This window comes from Nonomuraea sp. B208 (assembly GCF_057536035.1).
The window spans coordinates 267,302-282,641 of the sequence record NZ_BAAJOU010000023.1; the positions used below are offsets into that span (position 1 = coordinate 267,302).

A 15,340-nucleotide genomic window follows, 5' to 3' on the forward strand; every position below is an offset into this window, starting at 1 on the left:
CGTCAGGTCTCCTGCGAGGCCCGGCAGCCCTCGCCGACCGGCTCTTCGTCGAGGACGTACGGGTCGGACGGCACGCCGGTCGGCGCGACCGTGCCCGTCGGGAAGTCGTCGTAGACGGGGTGGATGTAACCGTCGTCGGTGTCGCAGCTCGCGGGCGTGGAGCTGGCGCCCCAGCCGGTCACCCAGGCGACCAGCCGGCCGCCTTCGCGGTAGAGCAGCACCTGTCCGGTGGGGTGGGTGACGACCCGGATGACGTTCAGTGGCAGGCCGGGCCGGTGCACGGCGTACACGACCAGGTGGTTGAGCTTCACCTCCACCCCGCGCCGGCCGTCGTCGTCGAACGTGCCGAGCGTGATCTCGCCCTTCACCTTGACGACGTCGGTGGCCAGCTCGGCGGTGCCCGGCGCGAAGCTGTTCACCGCCTCCCTGCCGATGGCGTCCGCGTCGGGGTCCAGGCTGAAGGTCTCGCGCTGGTCGCGGTCGAGGGCGGCGACGAAGGCGTCCGGATCACCGCCCTCCAGCGTCCTCCTGTCGAGGTACGCCGCCGTCAGCAGGTCGCGTACGCGCTCCAGCCCCTTGGCCACGTCCTTGCGCGACAGCCCGCCCATCGCCCTGGCCTCGGGCAGGACGAAGCCCGCGATCCCGTCGGCGTAACCCGCCGCGGGCGAGCCGGCGAACGGGGCGGCGGAGACGGCGTCCACCACCGGCGCGACGGTCTCCTCCAGCAGCGCTCCCGACGGGGCCAGCAGGTCGGGGCGGAAGGTCACGACCAGCCCCGCCGCCGCGACCACCGCCGACAAGACCACCAGCACCCGCCACCACCGCCCGGCCCCCCGCCGCCGCGGGCGCGCGGCGGTCCCGGAACCCCCGTAGCCCCCGAAGTCGCCGGAGCTCCCATAGCCCCCGGACCCGCCGGAGCCGGATAAGCGGCTACGGCGGCCCCGTTCCTGGCGCGGTGGGCGGTGGTTCCTGGCCTCCTTGGCGGCCCTGGTCGCCTCGGCGCGCATGCGGCGCCGCTCGGCGTCGTCGATCTGCCCGACCAGCTCCTCGAACCGCCGGTCAAGGTCATCCCCGTGTGGCATGGCGTACATGGTGGCGGGCGGATGACGCGGTTGGGTCACGACGCCGACCGGCCACCCGGGCGGATACCGTTGGAGGCATGAGCAGCAAGCAGCCCCGGTGGACGCAGACGTGGCTCGGCGGGGTCAGGGCCGCCGGCATCGACCTCGGATATCCGGGGGAGCGCCTGGGGCTGCCCGAGGAGGGCAGCGGATCGGTCACCGGCTGGGGCCGCCGCATCGGGGCGCTGGTCATCGACTGGATGATCTGCACGTGGGTGGTCGTGCAACTGCTGCTGCGGATGAACCCGGCGGAGTCGCCGTGGGCGCCGGTGGCGGTGTTCGCCGTCCAGTATCTGCTGCTCGTCGGGTTCATGGGGCAGACGTTCGGGCACCGGCTCATGGGCATCAGGGTCGCCGCCATGGACGGCGGCGACCCCCGCCTGCTGCCCGTGCTGGTGCGCACCGTGCTGCTGTGCCTGGCCGTGCCCGCGCTGATCTGGGACCGCGACCACCGCGGCCTGCACGACCGCGTGTCCAACACGATGGTCGTGCGCATGTGACCACGGAAAGCATGTGGCCCCGCAAGGCATGTGACGCCCGAAGAGCGGGTCAGGGGCGGGTGCAGCTGAAGATGGCCGTGCCCGGCAGGTGCCGGCCGCGCAGCGGGCTCCAGCCGCCCCACACCCGTTCGTGGCCCTCGGGCCACTCCGGCTCCAGCAGCCCGGTGATCGTCAGCCCCGAGGCCACCAGCAGGCCGACCCAGTCGCCCAGCGTGCGGTGGTGCTCGACGTAGGTGGGCGTGCCGTGCTCGTCCCGCTCGACGTAGGGGGAGCGGTCGAAGTAGGAGCGGTCGGACGTCAGCCCGCGCGGCCCCGGGTCGTCGGGGAACGCCCACCGCACCGGATGGCTCACCGAGAACACGAACCGCCCGCCCGGCCGCAGCACCCTGCGCACCTCGCGGAAGACGGCCCCCGCGTCGGCCACGAACGGCAGCGCCCCGAACGCCGAGCACGCCACGTCGAAGGACGCCCCGGCGAACGGCATCGCCTCGGCGTCGGCCTGCACCGCCGGGACCCGCACCCCCGTGTCGAGGTCGATCCGCCGGGAGTGCTGGAGCTGCCGGTGCGAGACGTCGAACGCGGCCACCTCGGCCCCCTGGGCGGCCAGCCAGCGCGCGCACTGGGCGGCGCCGCAGCCGATCTCCAGGACGCGCCGGCCGCGCACCTCGCCCAGCAGCCGAGCCTCGGCCTCGTCGAGCCCCTCGGGGCACCACACGAAACCCGAGTCGCGCAGGAACTCGCCGTGCTCGACCTGGTAGTCGTCGGCGTTGCCGTCCCACCACCAGCGGTTGGCCCGCGAAGAGGTGGACAGCACTAGCGCATCTTGGGGCCGCGCGGCATGCGGGCGCCCTTGGGCATCGGCCCCTTCGGCAGGGGCATGTTGCGCGGCAGCGAGCGCAGGCGGTCCTTCACCTCGTTGACGGCCGGCTTCTTCAGGTTGCGCGGCAGCTTCATCAGGTGGCGCTGCAGCTTGCCGAGCGGCACCTGCCCCTCGCCGTCACCGCACTGCACGTCGTAGATCTCGATGCCCAGCACCACCCGCGCGACCCGCTTCTTCTCGGCCGCGAGCATCTTCGCCACCCGGTTGCCGGGACCCTCCGACACCAGCACCACGCCGGGGTAGCCGACCACGAGGTGCACGAGGTCCTGGTCGCGGTTGACCGCGATGGCGGGGGTGACCTGCCAGTTGCCCCGCATGCCCTGCAGCACGGCCGCGGCGGCGCCGGTCTGGCCGTGCAGGATCGAGTATTGGGCCTTCTGCGCGAGCTGCCCGAACACCACCAGCCCGACCGTGATCGCGGCCAGCACGCCGATGAACAGCGAATACCACAGATAGTCCGTGACCAGGCCGATCACGACGATCACGGCAAGCGTGCCCACCGCGGAGAGGAAGACGATCGGCATCCCCTTGGGGTTGGCCTGCTTGATGATCTGCGCGATCATGCGGAGCTGCTTGATGCGCCCCGGCTTCTCTTGGTCCTCGGACTTTGCCATGCTCTGAAGGATACAAACCAACTGGTGGACAATGGAAAACGCGCCCGCCGATTTCGCGCTGAGCTACATCTCCTGCGCGCTCCGCACCGTGATCGACAGGCGCGGATCGGCGACGCCGCGGCCCGCCGTGACGACGTGCTCGCCCTCGACCGTACGCCAGCCGCCGTCCCACACCTGGAAGGCCCGCTCGTCGAGGAACACGGTGGACAGCACGGTCTGGCCCGGCTCGGCCTCCACCACGTCGAAGCCGGCCAGCCGGACGTCCCCGGGTTCCCCGGACAGGTGGGCGTAGAGCTGCACGACCTCGCGTCCCGGCCGGTCCCCGGTGTTGGTGACCGCCACGGTCACCGTCATCGCCTCGGGCGGGCCCTCGGCGGCGATCTGGTCGTACGACCAGGTGGTGTACCCGAGGCCGTGACCGAACCAGAACGCCGGCTCGCTCCCCGCCTCCCGCCACGCCCGGTAGCCGATGCGCGGGCCCTCGTCGTAGGCCACGATCCCGTCCACCGGCGTCACGGCGGACACCGGCGCGTCGGCGAGGCTGCGCGGCCAGGTCGTCGGCAGCCGCCCGCCCGGCTCGGCGTCCCCGAACAGCACCTCGGCGAGCGCCGTGCCCGCCTCTTGGCCGGGGAACCAGGTGAGCAGCACCGCCGCCGCCTCCTCCGCCCACGGCATCTCGACCGGCGAGCCCGCGTTGACCACGACCACCGTGCGCGGGTTGGCGGCGATCACCGCGCGGATCAGCTCGTCCTGGCGGCCGGGCAGCGCGAGACCCGTACGGTCGAAGCCCTCGCTCTCCACCTCCGGCGTGGTCCCCGCCACCACCACGGCCACGTCGCAGGCGGCGGCCACCCGCACGGCCTCGGCCAGCAGCTCGTCCGCACCGGGACCGGGGGCGGCGTGGCCCAGCGTGAACGCCACGAACACGAGGCCGCCGATCGTCCCGGCGGGGGAGGTCAGGGTCACCTCGTACGAGCGGCCCGCCGTCATGGGCACCCCCACCCGCCGCTCGGGCGGCGACAGGAACGCCGTCGCCGGATCGCCGGCGGCCTCGACGGTCTCGTCGAGCACGCTCTCACCGTCCACGGTCATCGTGAACGCGCCCACGCCCGCGACCGAGAGCCGGTGCTCGCCGGAGACGTCCGGCGTGTACGTCGTCACCAGCCGCACCGCGCGCAGCCGTTCGCCGTCCACGTCGGGTGGGAGCTGCCCGATCCAGCGGGCCTCGGCGGTGGGCAGCGGATGCTCGGCCAGCACGCCCCCGTCGCCGTCCAGGAACAGGGCCCGCGCGGGGGAGGGGATGGGCGCCAGGCGGATGCGCGGGTCGGCGCCGACGGCGTGGCGCACCTCGGCGCGGGCGCGCAGGCCCGCCAGCGGGGAGACCACCCGGTCGGGGTAGACCTGGGCGCTGCCGCCGCCCATGACCCGAGCCTCGCCCGCGGCTGCGCCGATGACGGCGAGCGTCGGCGCACCGCGCAGCGGCAGCAGGCCGTCGTTGGTCAGCAACGTGAACCCGCGGGCCGCCACCTCCCGGGCCAGCGCCACCCCGTCGAGCTCAGCGGGGTCCGTCCCCGTCGGGGGCTCAGCAGGACGGAGGGCGCCGACACGGTGGGCGAGGCGGAGGATCCGCCGCACCCGGTCGTCGATCGCCGCCTCCGGCACGCGCCCCGCGCGCACCGCCTCCTCCAGCTTCTCGCCCCACGGCCCGTACGGCCCCGGCATGGCCACGTCGGTCCCGCCCAGCGCGGCGGCCTTGGTGGACCGCACCGCCGTCCAGTCGGAGACCACGAACCCGTCGAAACCCCACTCGCCCTTCAGCACCCCGAGCACCAGGTCGGCGTGCTCGGTCATGGTGGTGCCGTTGACCCCGTTGTACGCGGTCATGAGCCCCCACGCCCCGGCCCGCACCACCCGCTCGAACGGCCGCAGGTACACCTCGCGCAGCGCCTTCTCCCCGACCCGCACGTCGGCCGTGAAGCGGTCGGTCTCGAAGTCGTTGGCCACGAAGTGCTTGGGCGTGGTCGCCACCCCGCCCTCCTGCACGCCCTCGACGTACGCCGCCCCGATCTCGCCCGTCAGGTACGGGTCCTCGGAGTAGCACTCGAAGTGCCGGCCCCCGAGCGGCGAACGGTGCAGGTTGAGCGTGGGCGCGAGCAGCACGTGCACGCCCTTGCGCCGGGCCTCCTGGGCGAGCAGCCGCCCGGCCCGCCGCACCAGGTCGAGATCCCAGGTGGCGGCGAGCGCGGTGGGACTGGGCAGCGCGATCGACGGGTCGCCCGGGCTCCACCGCTCGCCGCGGACGCCGATGGGGCCGTCGCTCATGACGAGCCGGTCCAGGCCGATCTCGGGGAGCGGGGGGAGCGACCACATGTCGGCTCCGGTGAGCAGGCGTACCTTGGCGGCGAGGTCGAGCCGGGCGATGAGCGCGTCGAAGTCCACGCCGCCAGTGTCCACCAGAAAACCGACCACTTACTAGGTTTGCTACCTCGCTGTTACAAAAACGCTCATCTGCGGACGAAGAACTCCAGCAGCTCCGGCGCCAGCGCCTCCACCGTCACCGCGTGCGTCTGCTCCTCCAGCACCCGGTGCGCGGCCCCCGGCAGCGCCGCGGCCACGGCCGCGCCCGCCCGGCGCATCCAGGGCGGGCTGTCCTCGCCGTTGAGCACGAGCGCCGGCCGGTCGATTGCGGCCAGCCGCGCGGCCGGCAGCGCGTTGCCCGGCCCCATGACGGCCGCCTCGTACGCCAGCGTGTGCGCCGCGGCCTCGGCCGCCGCCCAGAACGGCTCCGCCCGCATCCCGGCCACGGCCTCGGCGGGCACCTCGGCCGCCTCCACCATGAACCGCTCCACGACCGTGTCGCGCCGCCCGGCCGCGACCAGCGCGGCGAGCTGCTCGGCGAAGTCGTCAGGCAGCGGCGGCGCGGAGTCGTCCACGTGGTAGGGCGGCTCCCACAGCGCGAGCTCGGTCACGCCCGGCAGCCGCGTGGCCGCCTCCAGCGCGAGCGCCGCCCCCGACGACCCGCCGAACACCTTGGCGCTCCCACCGGCCACCGAGATCACCGCGGCCAGGTCCTCGACCTCCCGCTCGACCGCGTACGGGGCGGTGTCCCCGCTGCCGCCCCGTCCTCTGCGGTCGTAGCTGAACACCGTGAACCACGGCGCCAGGGCCTCGGCCAGGCCCGCCATGGTCGGGTGCGCGCGCTCCATCATGGCCCCGGCCACCAGCACCACCGCCGGGCCCGAGCCGTAGCGGTCGTAGGCGATGCGGGTGCCGTCCGCGGAGACGGCCGTGCCGCTCAGGACGCCGGCTGCACCAAGCACAGCGCCTCCCAGTGGTGGCCGTCGAGGTCGGCGAAACCGCGCTGGTAACGCACGCCGTCCTCCTGCTTGACGCCCGCCGGGGTCGCGCCCGCGGCCAGCGCCCCGTCCACCAGCGCGTCCACCTGCTCGGGGTTCTCCATGCCGAGCACGAGGATCGCCTCGGTGGCCTTGTCCGCGTCGGAGATCTCCTTGGCGACGTACGAGGAGAACACCGGCTCGGCCAGCAGCATCACCTGCGTCTCCTGGTTGATGATCACTGACGCCATGCCCTCGGCCATGCCGAAGATGGTGAAGCCGAGACCGGTGAAGAACTCCTTCGACCGGTCCAGGTCCTTGACGGGCAGGTTCACGAAGAGCTGCATTTCCGGATCCCTATCTGCGATGTCTGTCTGACACGTCAGATTCTGCCGGGATCATGAGCGCCGGTCTTGTCGTCGCGTGCCCGTCCGGTTGACGTTCAGCGCACTTCCGAGGCGCGGCGGTACTCCGCGGGCGACATCCCGTACGCGCGCCGGAACAGCCGGCTGAAGTGCGCCGCGTCCGGGAGCCCGTAGCGGGCGGCGATCGCGCTCACCGGCTCCGTGCCGCCCCTGGTCAGCTCCGCGCGGCAGCGCTCCAGCCGCCGCTGCCTGATCCAGGCGGCGACCGTCGTCTGCTCCGGCTCGAACAGCCGGTGCAGGTAGCGGAGCGAGATGTGGCAGGCGGCGGCGATCGTGGCCGGGTCGAGCTCGGCCTCGCCGAGGTGCTCCTCGATGAAGGCGTGCACGCGCAGCAGGAGCGTACGCTGCCGGGAGTCCTCGGGCAGGGTGCGGGTCAGCTCCAGCCGCTCGGCGACCGCGGCGCCGACCAGGTCCATCACCACGGCCGACAGCCGCGCGGCGCTGGCCGGCGTGTAGGTGGCGTGGTCGGCGGCCACCCGCCGCAGCAGCGGCACGGCCAGCGCGCCCGCACCCGACTCCGTGCCGATCGGGGCCGCGGCCAGCTTGGCGACGGCGTCCACCGGCAGGGCGAGCAGGTCGCGCGGGAGACTGAACACCGCGAGGCGCACCGCGCTGTCGTAGGCCAGCTCGTAGGGCCTGGTGAAGTCGTAGATGGCGAACTCGCCGCGGCTCAGCTGGGTGGCCCGGTCGGCCTGTGCCAGCCGCGGGCTGCCGGACAGCGCCAGCACCACCCGGTAGATCTCCGGGTTGCCCTGGCCGATCTGGCCCGCCGTGCGGTGCACGCTGTGCGGCGTCGAGGTGCGCACCATGCCCACCCCCACCGGGCCGAGCCGGCCGACCTCGATCTCGCCCCGCAGCGGGGCGTCGGGATCGATGCGCAGGTCGAGCGGGCCGAGCGTGTCGCACACGACGCTGCGCCACACCTCGTGGCGGCGCGCGGCCGGTAACTCGCTGGTGCGGACCAGCACCCCCATGATTGATCACCCCGTCGTTGGTGGTGCCGTCATGGTAAACGAGGAAGGGCCCGGAGCCGTGCTCCGAGCCCTCGCCCCCTGCCGTCTCAGGCGCTCTGGCGTGCCGCGATGGCCTGCTGGTAGAGCCTGCCCGCCCGGTAGGACGAGCGGACCAGCGGCCCGGACAGCACCCCGGCGAAACCGATCGCCTCGGCCTCGGCCTGCAGCTCGACGAACTCCTCCGGCTTGACCCAGCGCTCCACCGGGTGGTGACGCGGCGTCGGACGGAGGTATTGGGTGATCGTCAGCAGGTCGGTGCCGGCCGCGTGCAGGTCGCGCATGGCCTCGACGACCTCCTCGCGGGTCTCGCCCATGCCCAGGATGAGGTTGGACTTGGTGACCAGGCCGGCCTCGCGGGCCATCGTGATCACCTTGAGCGAGCGCTCGTAGCGGAAGGCGGGACGGATGCGTTTGAAGATGCGCGGCACCGTCTCGACGTTGTGCGCGAACACCTCGGGCTTGCTGGAGAAGACCTCCTCCAGCTGGCCGCGGTCGCCGTTGAAGTCGGGGACCAGCAGCTCGACGCCACAGCCGGGCAGCAGCGCGTGGATCTGACGGGCGGTCTCGGCGTAGAGCCAGGCGCCGCCGTCGGGCAGGTCGTCGCGGGCGACGCCGGTCACGGTCGCGTACTTGAGGCCCATCTGCTGGACGGACTCGGCGACCCTGCGCGGCTCGTCGCGGTCGTACTCCTTCGGCTTGCCCGTGTCGATCTGGCAGAAGTCGCACCGGCGCGTGCACTGGTCGCCGCCGATGAGGAACGTCGCCTCGCGGTCTTCCCAGCACTCGTAGATATTGGGACAGCCCGCCTCTTCACAGACCGTGTGCAGGCCCTCGCGGCGCACGAGCGATTTCAGCTCGGTGTATTCGGGGCCCGTCTTCAGCTTGGTCTTGATCCACGGGGGCTTGCGCTCGATAGGGGTCTCGGCGTTGCGCACCTCCAGGCGGAGGAGCTTTCGGCCTTCAGGAGCAACGGTCACGTCCCCAGCTTACGTCCGCGTCCCGACTCGCCCGGCCGTGGGTCAGGAGATGAGGCCGAAGCCGCGGATCGCCCGCGCGTAATGGGCGCGCAGCTCCGCGTCGACCCGGCCGGAGGCGGCGCCGTCGAGCAGCTCGCCGTCCGGCGCGGAGGTGAGCACGCCGTCCTCGGTGAGCAGGAAGCGGGCCAGCGCGCCCTCCCTGATCGCGGCCACGCTCTCGCCGCGCAGCGCCGCCGCCTGGATCGGCGCCAGGTAGCCGTGGCCGGCGGCCAGCTCGTCCAGCTCGGCCAGCTCCTCCGGCGAGGCCGCGCGCAGGGCCAGCTCCCGCTGCCGCCGCCGGGCAGCCGCCTCGCTCGCGGGGGCCAGCCGGGCCAGCGCGTACCTGGCGAGCAGCACCGGGCCGCCGAGCACCCGGCCGATCAGACGGCCGAAGAAGCCCGCCACCTCGTACGCGGTGCCGGGCTGGTCGGCGATCCCCAGCGACGAGGCGGTGATCTTCGTCTGTGCCTCCTCCCGCACCCGCAGCGGCGCGGCCTCCATCAGCGCGTCACGCCAGGCGTCCAGCGTCTCCATCGCCCCGCCGACCACCAGCTCCTCGCGGGTCGGCACGCGCGCGTACGCGAGCGCCAGCAGCGTCACCCGCTGCCGGGCGGGCAGCGCCAGCCACAGCGGCAGCCCCACCACCAGCACCGGGCGGCGGAGCGGGCCCACGCGGCCGTACCAGGTGTCGGTCGCGAGGTCGCGCACCGCCACCGCGCGCGGCCGGGGCACCCGGATCCGGTCGGCGACCCGGTCGGCCAGCGCGTACAGCTCGGGCGCCGCCGCGCGCTCCAGCACCTCGGCGTCGTCCGCCATGCCCCGCAGGCGGGGCCGCAGCACCCAGGCGACGGCCAGGCTCAGCCCGCCGAGCAGCCAGGCGAGCGGCGAGGTGACGTGCGCGGCGATCGTCCACCCGCCGAGCGCGGCGAAGCTCAGCGTCATCAGGTGGACCAGCAGCGCGAGGACCAGAGCGATGAGGCGCTTCACATGGGTGATGGTAAATCTGGAAAAGTCATCGTTCGGCAGGTCATCGGCTGCGATTCGGTCACCGTCGGAGCAGGTCCTCCTCGTGCAGCTCGAAGCCCTCCTTGCCGAGCGCCTCGGCCAGCCGTTTCTCCGCGATGGGCATGACCTCCTCGGCCACGATGCGGCGGCCGGTCTCGGCCGACAGCGAGGAGACGCCCACGTCGGGCAGCCCGCACGGCGCGATGCGGTTGAACCAGCGGGGGTCGTTGGCGCAGTTGAGCGCGAAGCCGTGCATGCTGACGCCGCGGGAGACCCGGATGCCGACCGCGCCGAGCTGCCGGTCGGGCAGCCCGAGCGCCGCATCGCCGATCGCCCACACCCCGGCCCGCCCGCTCACCCGGCGCGCCGAGACGCCGAAGTCGGCGCACACCTGGATCATCGTCTCCTCCAGGCGGCAGACATAGGCCACCACGTCGGTGACGGCGACGATCGGATAGGCCACGAGCTGCCCGGGGCCGTGCCAGGTGAGCCGGCCGCCCCGGTCGACGTCGACGACCGGGGTGCCGTCGGAGGGACGCTCGGCGGGCGCGGTGCGCTTGCCCGCCGTGTAGACGGGCGCGTGCTCCAGGAACAGGACGGTGTCGGGCAGCTCGCCCGCCACCCGTTTGCCGTGCGCCCAGCGCTGGAGCGACCAGGCCTGCTCGTAGGGGACGTCGACGCCGAGTCGGACGATGGCCAGTGCGTGGGGATCGTCCCCGGGGATGGGGCGCATGAGCCTATTGTGCCGTTCCCTCACCCTTGAAGGGTAATTCAGGGGGTCAGCATGCGCGGTTCGATCCGCAACTCCTTGACCCCGCCGGCCCCGTCGTGCTCCAGCTTGTAGGCGTAGCCGCCGGGCGCCACGCTCACCGCCTGGATGAACTCGGTGCCCACGTAGTGCAGGGCGACGCCCTCGTCGGCGGCGTAGCCGCCGGGCAGCTCGCCGCTCGCCACCGACTGCTGCAGCAGCGGGCGGCGCTGCGGGTCGGAGTCGTAGTGGACGCCGCAGGAGTAGGGGAGCAGGCCCAGGCCGTCGGCCCACACGCGCAGCTCGGGGCCGAAGGAGTCGGTGTTGCCGCCCACGTGCCAGCACAGCGCGCCCGCGCTCTGCCCCGACAGCACCACCCCGGCCCGCCACGCCTCGGTCAGCGCCTCGTCCAGGCCGTGCAGCCGCCACAGCGCCATCAGGTTGGCCACGCTGCCGCCGCTCACGTAGATCATGTCCTGTTCCAGCAACCAGGCTCTGGGATCGGGCACGTTGGGCATCGGGAACACCGTCAGATGGCTCACCTCGACGTCCCACCCGGCGAACGCGCCGTACATCTTCAAGATCCAGTCGGCGTCGTCGCCCACGGCGGTCGCCAGCAGGCCCAGCTTGGGCCGGTCCTGGCCGGTCAGGTCCAGCCCGTAGCGCAGCAGCCCGCTCGGCTCCACGAAGGAGTAGCGCGGGCTCGGGCGGAACGAGCCGCCCCCGATCGCGAGGATGTGCGACTGGCCTGACCGTGTCATCTGGGACTCCCCACCTGCAGAGAAACGAACGGCCACTAGAGTACGGCGCTCAGCGCCGCGTCGAGTCGGGTATGGGCGAAGCGGTAGCCGCTGCCCGTGAGCCTGCCCGGCATGATCCGGTGGCTCGGCAGCAGCCCCGCGCGGGCGAACTCGCCGAGGCCGAGCGAGAGCGCGAACGCCGGCACCGGGATCGGCATGGCGCTCCTGCCGACCGCCTTCGCCAGCGTGCGGGTGAACTCGGTGTTGGTGACGGGGGAGGGCGAGGTGAGGTTGACCGGCCCGCGCACCTCCCGCTCCCGGATCAGGTGCAGCACCGCCCCCACCCAGTCGGCCACGGTGATCCACGACCAGTATTGCCTGCCGGTGCCCAGCGGCGCCCCGAGGCCCATCCTGAACAGCGGCAGGACCCGGCCGAGCGCCCCGCCCCGCCTGCTCAGCACGAGCCCGCTGCGCAGCAGCACGGTGCGGACGCCGGCCTCCTCGGCCCGCACCGCCTCGCCCTCCCAGCGCTCGCACAGGTCGGCCAGGAAGCCGGTGCCCTTGCCCTGGCTCTCGTCGATCTCCCGGTCGCCGGTGTCGCCGTAGAAGTCGACCCCAGAGGCCGACAGCAGCACCTCGGGCGGGCTGGACAGCTCGCGCAGCGCGCCGACCAGCGTGCGGGTGCCCTCGACCCGGCTGGTGACCAGCTCGCGTTTGTACGCCTCGCTCCAGCGACGGTCACCGATGGACGCGCCCGCGAGGTGCACCGCCGCCTCGGCGCCCTCCAGCGCCGTCAGGTCGGAGAGCCGCTCGCCCGGCCGCCAGGACACCTCTCCAGGGCCCCGCGCCGGCCTGCGCACCAGGCGCACGACCTCACGCCCCTCGGCGCGCAGCGCCTCGGTCAGCGCCGTCCCCAGCAGCCCCGACGCCCCCGTCACGATGATCGCCATGACTTCACACTACGCCCGCCCGTGCCGCTTCCCGCGGCTGGGACACGAACGGCCGGGCGCCCCCGAGGGGAACGCCCGGCCGTCCGGGGGGAGCCTTACGCGAGGCCGAGCTGCGCCTCGAAGCGGCCCTCCTCCAGGCGACGCTTGATCGTCGTGAGGAAGCGGGCGGCGTCGGCGCCGTCGACCAGGCGGTGGTCGTAGGTCAGCGCGAGGTAGACCATCGAGCGCACCGCGATGACCTCGCCCTGCGGCGTGTCGAGCACGACGGGGCGCTTGACGACCGCGCCCGTGCCGAGCATGCCGACCTGCGGCTGGTTGAGGATCGGGGTGTCGAACAGCGCGCCGCGGCTGCCGGTGTTGGTCAGCGTGAACGTGCCGCCGGTGAGCTCGTCGGGCGTCACCTGGTTGTTGCGGGTGCGCTCGGCGACATCGGTGATCTTCCGGGCCAGACCGGCCAGGTTGAGGTCGCCGGCGTTCTTGACGACCGCGGCGAGCAGGCCGCGCTCGGTGTCGACCGCCATGCCGAGGTTCTCGACGTCGAAGTAGGTGACCTCGTTGGTCTCGTTGTTGATCGTGGCGTTGAGCTTGGGGTGCTGCTTGAGCGCCTCGACCGTCGCCATCGCGAAGAACGGGGTGAAGGTCAGCTTCACGCCCTCGCGGCGGAAGAAGTCGTCCTTCGCCCGCGCCCGCAGCTGCGCGATCTTGGTGACGTCGACCTCGACGACCGAGGTGAGCTGCGCGGCGGTCTGCAGCGACTCGACCATGCGCTTGGCGATGGTCTGCCGCAGCCGCGACATCTTCTCGGTACGGCCGCGCAGCGTGGTGTCGACCTCGACCGCCTCGGGCGCCGCGGCGGCCGGGGCCTGCGCGGCCGGAGCCTGGGCGGCCGGAGCGGCCTGGGCGGCGGCGGGAGCCGGGGCGGCCGGGGCCGCCGCCTTCTCGCGCTGCGCCTTGGCGGCCTCCAGCACGTCCTGCTTGCGGATCCGGCCGCCCACGCCGGTGCCGCTGATCGCCTCGAGGTCGACGCCGTGCTCGTTGGCGAGCTTGCGCACCAGCGGCGTGACGTAGGGGCTCTCGCCGGACGACGGGATCGGCGTGGGCTCGGCGGCCTGCTGCGCCGGAGCCTGAGCCGGAGCCTGAGCCGGGGCCTGGGCCTGCGGCGCGGGCTGCTGGGCCGGCTGCTGGGCCGGCTGGGGGGCCGGGGCGGGCGGCGGCGTCGGCTGCGCGGGCGCCGGCTGCGGGATGGAGGAGGCCTGCGGAGCCGGGGCGGGCTCGGGCTCGGGCTCCGGCTCGGGCTGGGCCTGCGGCGCCGGGGCCTCGGCGGCCGGGGCGGCCGCGCCCTCCTGGGCGTTCTCGTCGATGACGGCCAGCTCCGCGCCGACCTCGACCGTCTCGTCCTCGGCAACGACGATCTTCGTGAGGACACCCGCGGACGGCGACGGGATCTCGGTGTCGACCTTGTCGGTGGACACTTCGAGGAGCGGCTCGTCGGCCTCGACGCGCTCGCCCTCCTTCTTCAGCCAACGGGTTACGGTGCCCTCGGTCACGCTCTCGCCGAGCTGGGGCATCTGTACGGAGACCGGCATCGTTATTCTTCTCTCGCGTTCTGATCTCGAGGGCTGGACTAGTTGTGTACGTGCAACGGCTTGCCGGCCAGGGCCAGCATCGCCTCACCCATCGCCTCGGACTGGGTCGGGTGTGCGTGGATGAGCTGGGCGACCTCTGAGGGCAGCGCCTCCCAGTTGTAGATCAGCTGGCCCTCCGTGACGAGCTCGCCGATGCGCCGGCCCACCATGTGGACACCGACGACCGGGCCGTCCTTCTGGGCGATGACCTTCACCGCGCCGGAGGTGCCGAGGATCTGGCTCTTGGGGTTGCCCGCGAGGTCGTAGACCTGCTCGACGATCTCGATGCCGCGCTCGGCCGCCTGGGCCGAGGTGATGCCGACCGAGGCCACCTCGGGGTCGGAGTAGGTGATGCGCGGCACGCCGTCGTAGTTGATGGGCGGCGGGTTGAGGCCGGCGATGTGCTCGGCCACCATGATCCCCTCGGCGAAGCCGGCGTGGGCGAGCTGCGGCGTCGGGATCAGGTCGCCGATGGCGTAGACGCCGCGGACCGAGGTGCGGCAGTGCTCGTCGACCACGACCGCGCCGCGCTCGACGGTGACGCCCTGCTCCTCGAAGCCCATCCCGGCCGAGACCGGGCCGCGCCCGACGGCGACGAGCAGCAGCTCGGCGTCGAGCGTCTTGCCGTTGGCCAGGGTGACCACGACGCCCGTCTCGGTGGTCTTGACGCCGTCGAAGAAGACGCCCAGTTCGTACTTGATGCCGCGGCGGCGGAAGGCCCGCTCCAGCAGCTTGGAGCTCGACTCCTCCTCCAGGGGCAGCAGGTGCGGCAGCGCCTCGACGATCGTCACCTCGGCGCCGAAGGAACGGTAGACGCTGGCCAGCTCGACGCCGATCACGCCGCCGCCGAGCACGATCACCGAGCTCGGCACGCGGTCCATGCGCAGCGTGTGCTCGCTGGTGATGACGCGCTCGCCGTCGATCTCCAGACCGGGCAGCGAGCGCGGGGCCGAGCCGGTGGCGAGGACGAGGTTGCGGCCCTCGTAGACCTCCTCGCCCACCTGGACCCGGTCGGGGCCGACCAGCCGGCCCTCGCCCTCGACGACCGTCACGCCCGCGCCCTTGAGCAGGCCCTGCACGCCCTTCCAGGCCCGCGTGACGATCTTGTCCTTGAAGGCGTGCACGCCCTGGACGTCGATGCCCTCGAAGCGGGCCTTGACGCCGTAGGAGGCGCTCTCGCGGGTCTCGTCGGCGACCTCGGCCGAGTGCAGCAGCGCCTTGGTGGGGATGCACCCCCGGTGGAGGCAGGTGCCGCCGATCTTGTCCTTCTCGATCAGGACGACCGACTTGCCCAGCTCGGCGGCCCTCAGCGCGCAGGCGTAACCGCCGCTGCCGCCACCTAGGACGACGATGTCGTAGGCCACAGGA

15 protein-coding genes are annotated in these 15,340 nt (G+C 73.1%); 1 reads left to right on the forward strand and 14 read right to left on the reverse strand.

Going from position 1 to position 15,340, the window contains the following annotated elements; genetic code table 11:
- Positions 1 to 2: 2 nt before the first annotated feature.
- On the reverse strand, positions 3 to 1,082 hold the full coding sequence (locus AC27IY_RS25120) for a hypothetical protein (RefSeq protein WP_487179349.1): 1,080 nt from the start codon (positions 1,080 to 1,082) through the stop codon (positions 3 to 5).
- Positions 1,083 to 1,159: 77 nt separating this feature from the next.
- Between AC27IY_RS25120 and AC27IY_RS25125 the strand changes: the two genes are divergently transcribed.
- Positions 1,160 to 1,621 carry an RDD family protein gene (locus AC27IY_RS25125; RefSeq protein ID WP_344214545.1) on the forward strand — a complete coding sequence of 154 codons (462 nt, stop codon included), beginning with the start codon at positions 1,160 to 1,162 and terminating at the stop codon, positions 1,619 to 1,621.
- Between the two features lie 49 nt (positions 1,622 to 1,670).
- On the opposite strand, the gene AC27IY_RS25130 is transcribed toward AC27IY_RS25125, so the two are convergent.
- The 13 genes from AC27IY_RS25130 to lpdA form a co-directional block, all read right to left on the reverse strand.
- Complete coding sequence (locus AC27IY_RS25130; RefSeq protein ID WP_449944654.1) at positions 1,671 to 2,435, reverse strand: class I SAM-dependent methyltransferase; 765 nt, start codon at positions 2,433 to 2,435, stop codon at positions 1,671 to 1,673.
- On the reverse strand, positions 2,435 to 3,115 hold the full coding sequence (locus AC27IY_RS25135) for a DUF4191 domain-containing protein (protein ID WP_344214549.1): 681 nt from the start codon (positions 3,113 to 3,115) through the stop codon (positions 2,435 to 2,437). Before AC27IY_RS25135 ends, AC27IY_RS25130 begins: the two co-directional genes overlap by 1 nt.
- Before the next feature lie 63 nt (positions 3,116 to 3,178).
- Positions 3,179 to 5,554 carry a beta-glucosidase family protein gene (locus AC27IY_RS25140; protein ID WP_487179350.1) on the reverse strand — a complete coding sequence of 792 codons (2,376 nt, stop codon included), beginning with the start codon at positions 5,552 to 5,554 and terminating at the stop codon, positions 3,179 to 3,181.
- A 65-nt stretch (positions 5,555 to 5,619) separates the two neighbouring features.
- Complete coding sequence (locus AC27IY_RS25145; protein ID WP_487179351.1) at positions 5,620 to 6,435, reverse strand: alpha/beta fold hydrolase; 816 nt, start codon at positions 6,433 to 6,435, stop codon at positions 5,620 to 5,622.
- Positions 6,411 to 6,797, reverse strand: a complete 387-nt coding sequence (locus tag AC27IY_RS25150) for a VOC family protein (RefSeq protein ID WP_487179352.1) — start codon at positions 6,795 to 6,797, stop codon at positions 6,411 to 6,413. The genes AC27IY_RS25145 and AC27IY_RS25150 overlap by 25 nt, the downstream gene beginning before the upstream one ends.
- Positions 6,798 to 6,892: 95 nt before the next feature.
- Positions 6,893 to 7,849, reverse strand: coding sequence for an AraC-like ligand-binding domain-containing protein (locus AC27IY_RS25155; protein WP_487179353.1), 957 nt, complete (start codon positions 7,847 to 7,849; stop codon positions 6,893 to 6,895).
- Positions 7,850 to 7,935: 86 nt separating this feature from the next.
- Positions 7,936 to 8,865, reverse strand: coding sequence for a lipoyl synthase (lipA, locus tag AC27IY_RS25160; protein ID WP_344214559.1), 930 nt, complete (start codon positions 8,863 to 8,865; stop codon positions 7,936 to 7,938).
- Between the two features lie 42 nt (positions 8,866 to 8,907).
- Positions 8,908 to 9,891, reverse strand: a complete 984-nt coding sequence (locus AC27IY_RS25165) for a M48 family metalloprotease (protein WP_487179354.1) — start codon at positions 9,889 to 9,891, stop codon at positions 8,908 to 8,910.
- Between the two features lie 58 nt (positions 9,892 to 9,949).
- Positions 9,950 to 10,642, reverse strand: a complete 693-nt coding sequence (gene lipB, locus AC27IY_RS25170) for a lipoyl(octanoyl) transferase LipB (RefSeq protein ID WP_364445741.1) — start codon at positions 10,640 to 10,642, stop codon at positions 9,950 to 9,952.
- 38 nt (positions 10,643 to 10,680) lie between these two features.
- Positions 10,681 to 11,418 carry a Type 1 glutamine amidotransferase-like domain-containing protein gene (locus AC27IY_RS25175; protein ID WP_344214566.1) on the reverse strand — a complete coding sequence of 246 codons (738 nt, stop codon included), beginning with the start codon at positions 11,416 to 11,418 and terminating at the stop codon, positions 10,681 to 10,683.
- Positions 11,419 to 11,453: 35 nt separating this feature from the next.
- Positions 11,454 to 12,347 carry a TIGR01777 family oxidoreductase gene (locus AC27IY_RS25180; RefSeq protein WP_344214568.1) on the reverse strand — a complete coding sequence of 298 codons (894 nt, stop codon included), beginning with the start codon at positions 12,345 to 12,347 and terminating at the stop codon, positions 11,454 to 11,456.
- Between the two features lie 95 nt (positions 12,348 to 12,442).
- Positions 12,443 to 13,933 carry a 2-oxoglutarate dehydrogenase, E2 component, dihydrolipoamide succinyltransferase gene (gene sucB / locus AC27IY_RS25185; RefSeq protein WP_487179355.1) on the reverse strand — a complete coding sequence of 497 codons (1,491 nt, stop codon included), beginning with the start codon at positions 13,931 to 13,933 and terminating at the stop codon, positions 12,443 to 12,445.
- A gap of 38 nt (positions 13,934 to 13,971) precedes the next feature.
- Positions 13,972 to 15,336, reverse strand: coding sequence for a dihydrolipoyl dehydrogenase (gene lpdA, locus AC27IY_RS25190; protein WP_487179356.1), 1,365 nt, complete (start codon positions 15,334 to 15,336; stop codon positions 13,972 to 13,974).
- Positions 15,337 to 15,340: the final 4 nt, after the last annotated feature.

Bases quoted from the DNA above. Each gene is read 5' to 3' on its own strand.
- AC27IY_RS25120 (WP_487179349.1), bottom strand. From the start codon at position 1,082: ATGCCACACGGGGATGACCTTGACCGGCGGTTCGAGGAGCTGGTCGGG.
- AC27IY_RS25125 (WP_344214545.1), top strand. From the start codon at position 1,160: ATGAGCAGCAAGCAGCCCCGGTGGACGCAGACGTGGCTCGGCGGGGTC.
- AC27IY_RS25135 (WP_344214549.1), bottom strand. From the start codon at position 3,115: ATGGCAAAGTCCGAGGACCAAGAGAAGCCGGGGCGCATCAAGCAGCTC.
- AC27IY_RS25150 (WP_487179352.1), bottom strand. From the start codon at position 6,797: ATGCAGCTCTTCGTGAACCTGCCCGTCAAGGACCTGGACCGGTCGAAG.
- AC27IY_RS25155 (WP_487179353.1), bottom strand. From the start codon at position 7,849: ATGGGGGTGCTGGTCCGCACCAGCGAGTTACCGGCCGCGCGCCGCCAC.
- lipB (WP_364445741.1), bottom strand. From the start codon at position 10,642: ATGCGCCCCATCCCCGGGGACGATCCCCACGCACTGGCCATCGTCCGA.
- AC27IY_RS25175 (WP_344214566.1), bottom strand. From the start codon at position 11,418: ATGACACGGTCAGGCCAGTCGCACATCCTCGCGATCGGGGGCGGCTCG.
- AC27IY_RS25180 (WP_344214568.1), bottom strand. From the start codon at position 12,347: ATGGCGATCATCGTGACGGGGGCGTCGGGGCTGCTGGGGACGGCGCTG.
- sucB (WP_487179355.1), bottom strand. From the start codon at position 13,933: ATGCCGGTCTCCGTACAGATGCCCCAGCTCGGCGAGAGCGTGACCGAG.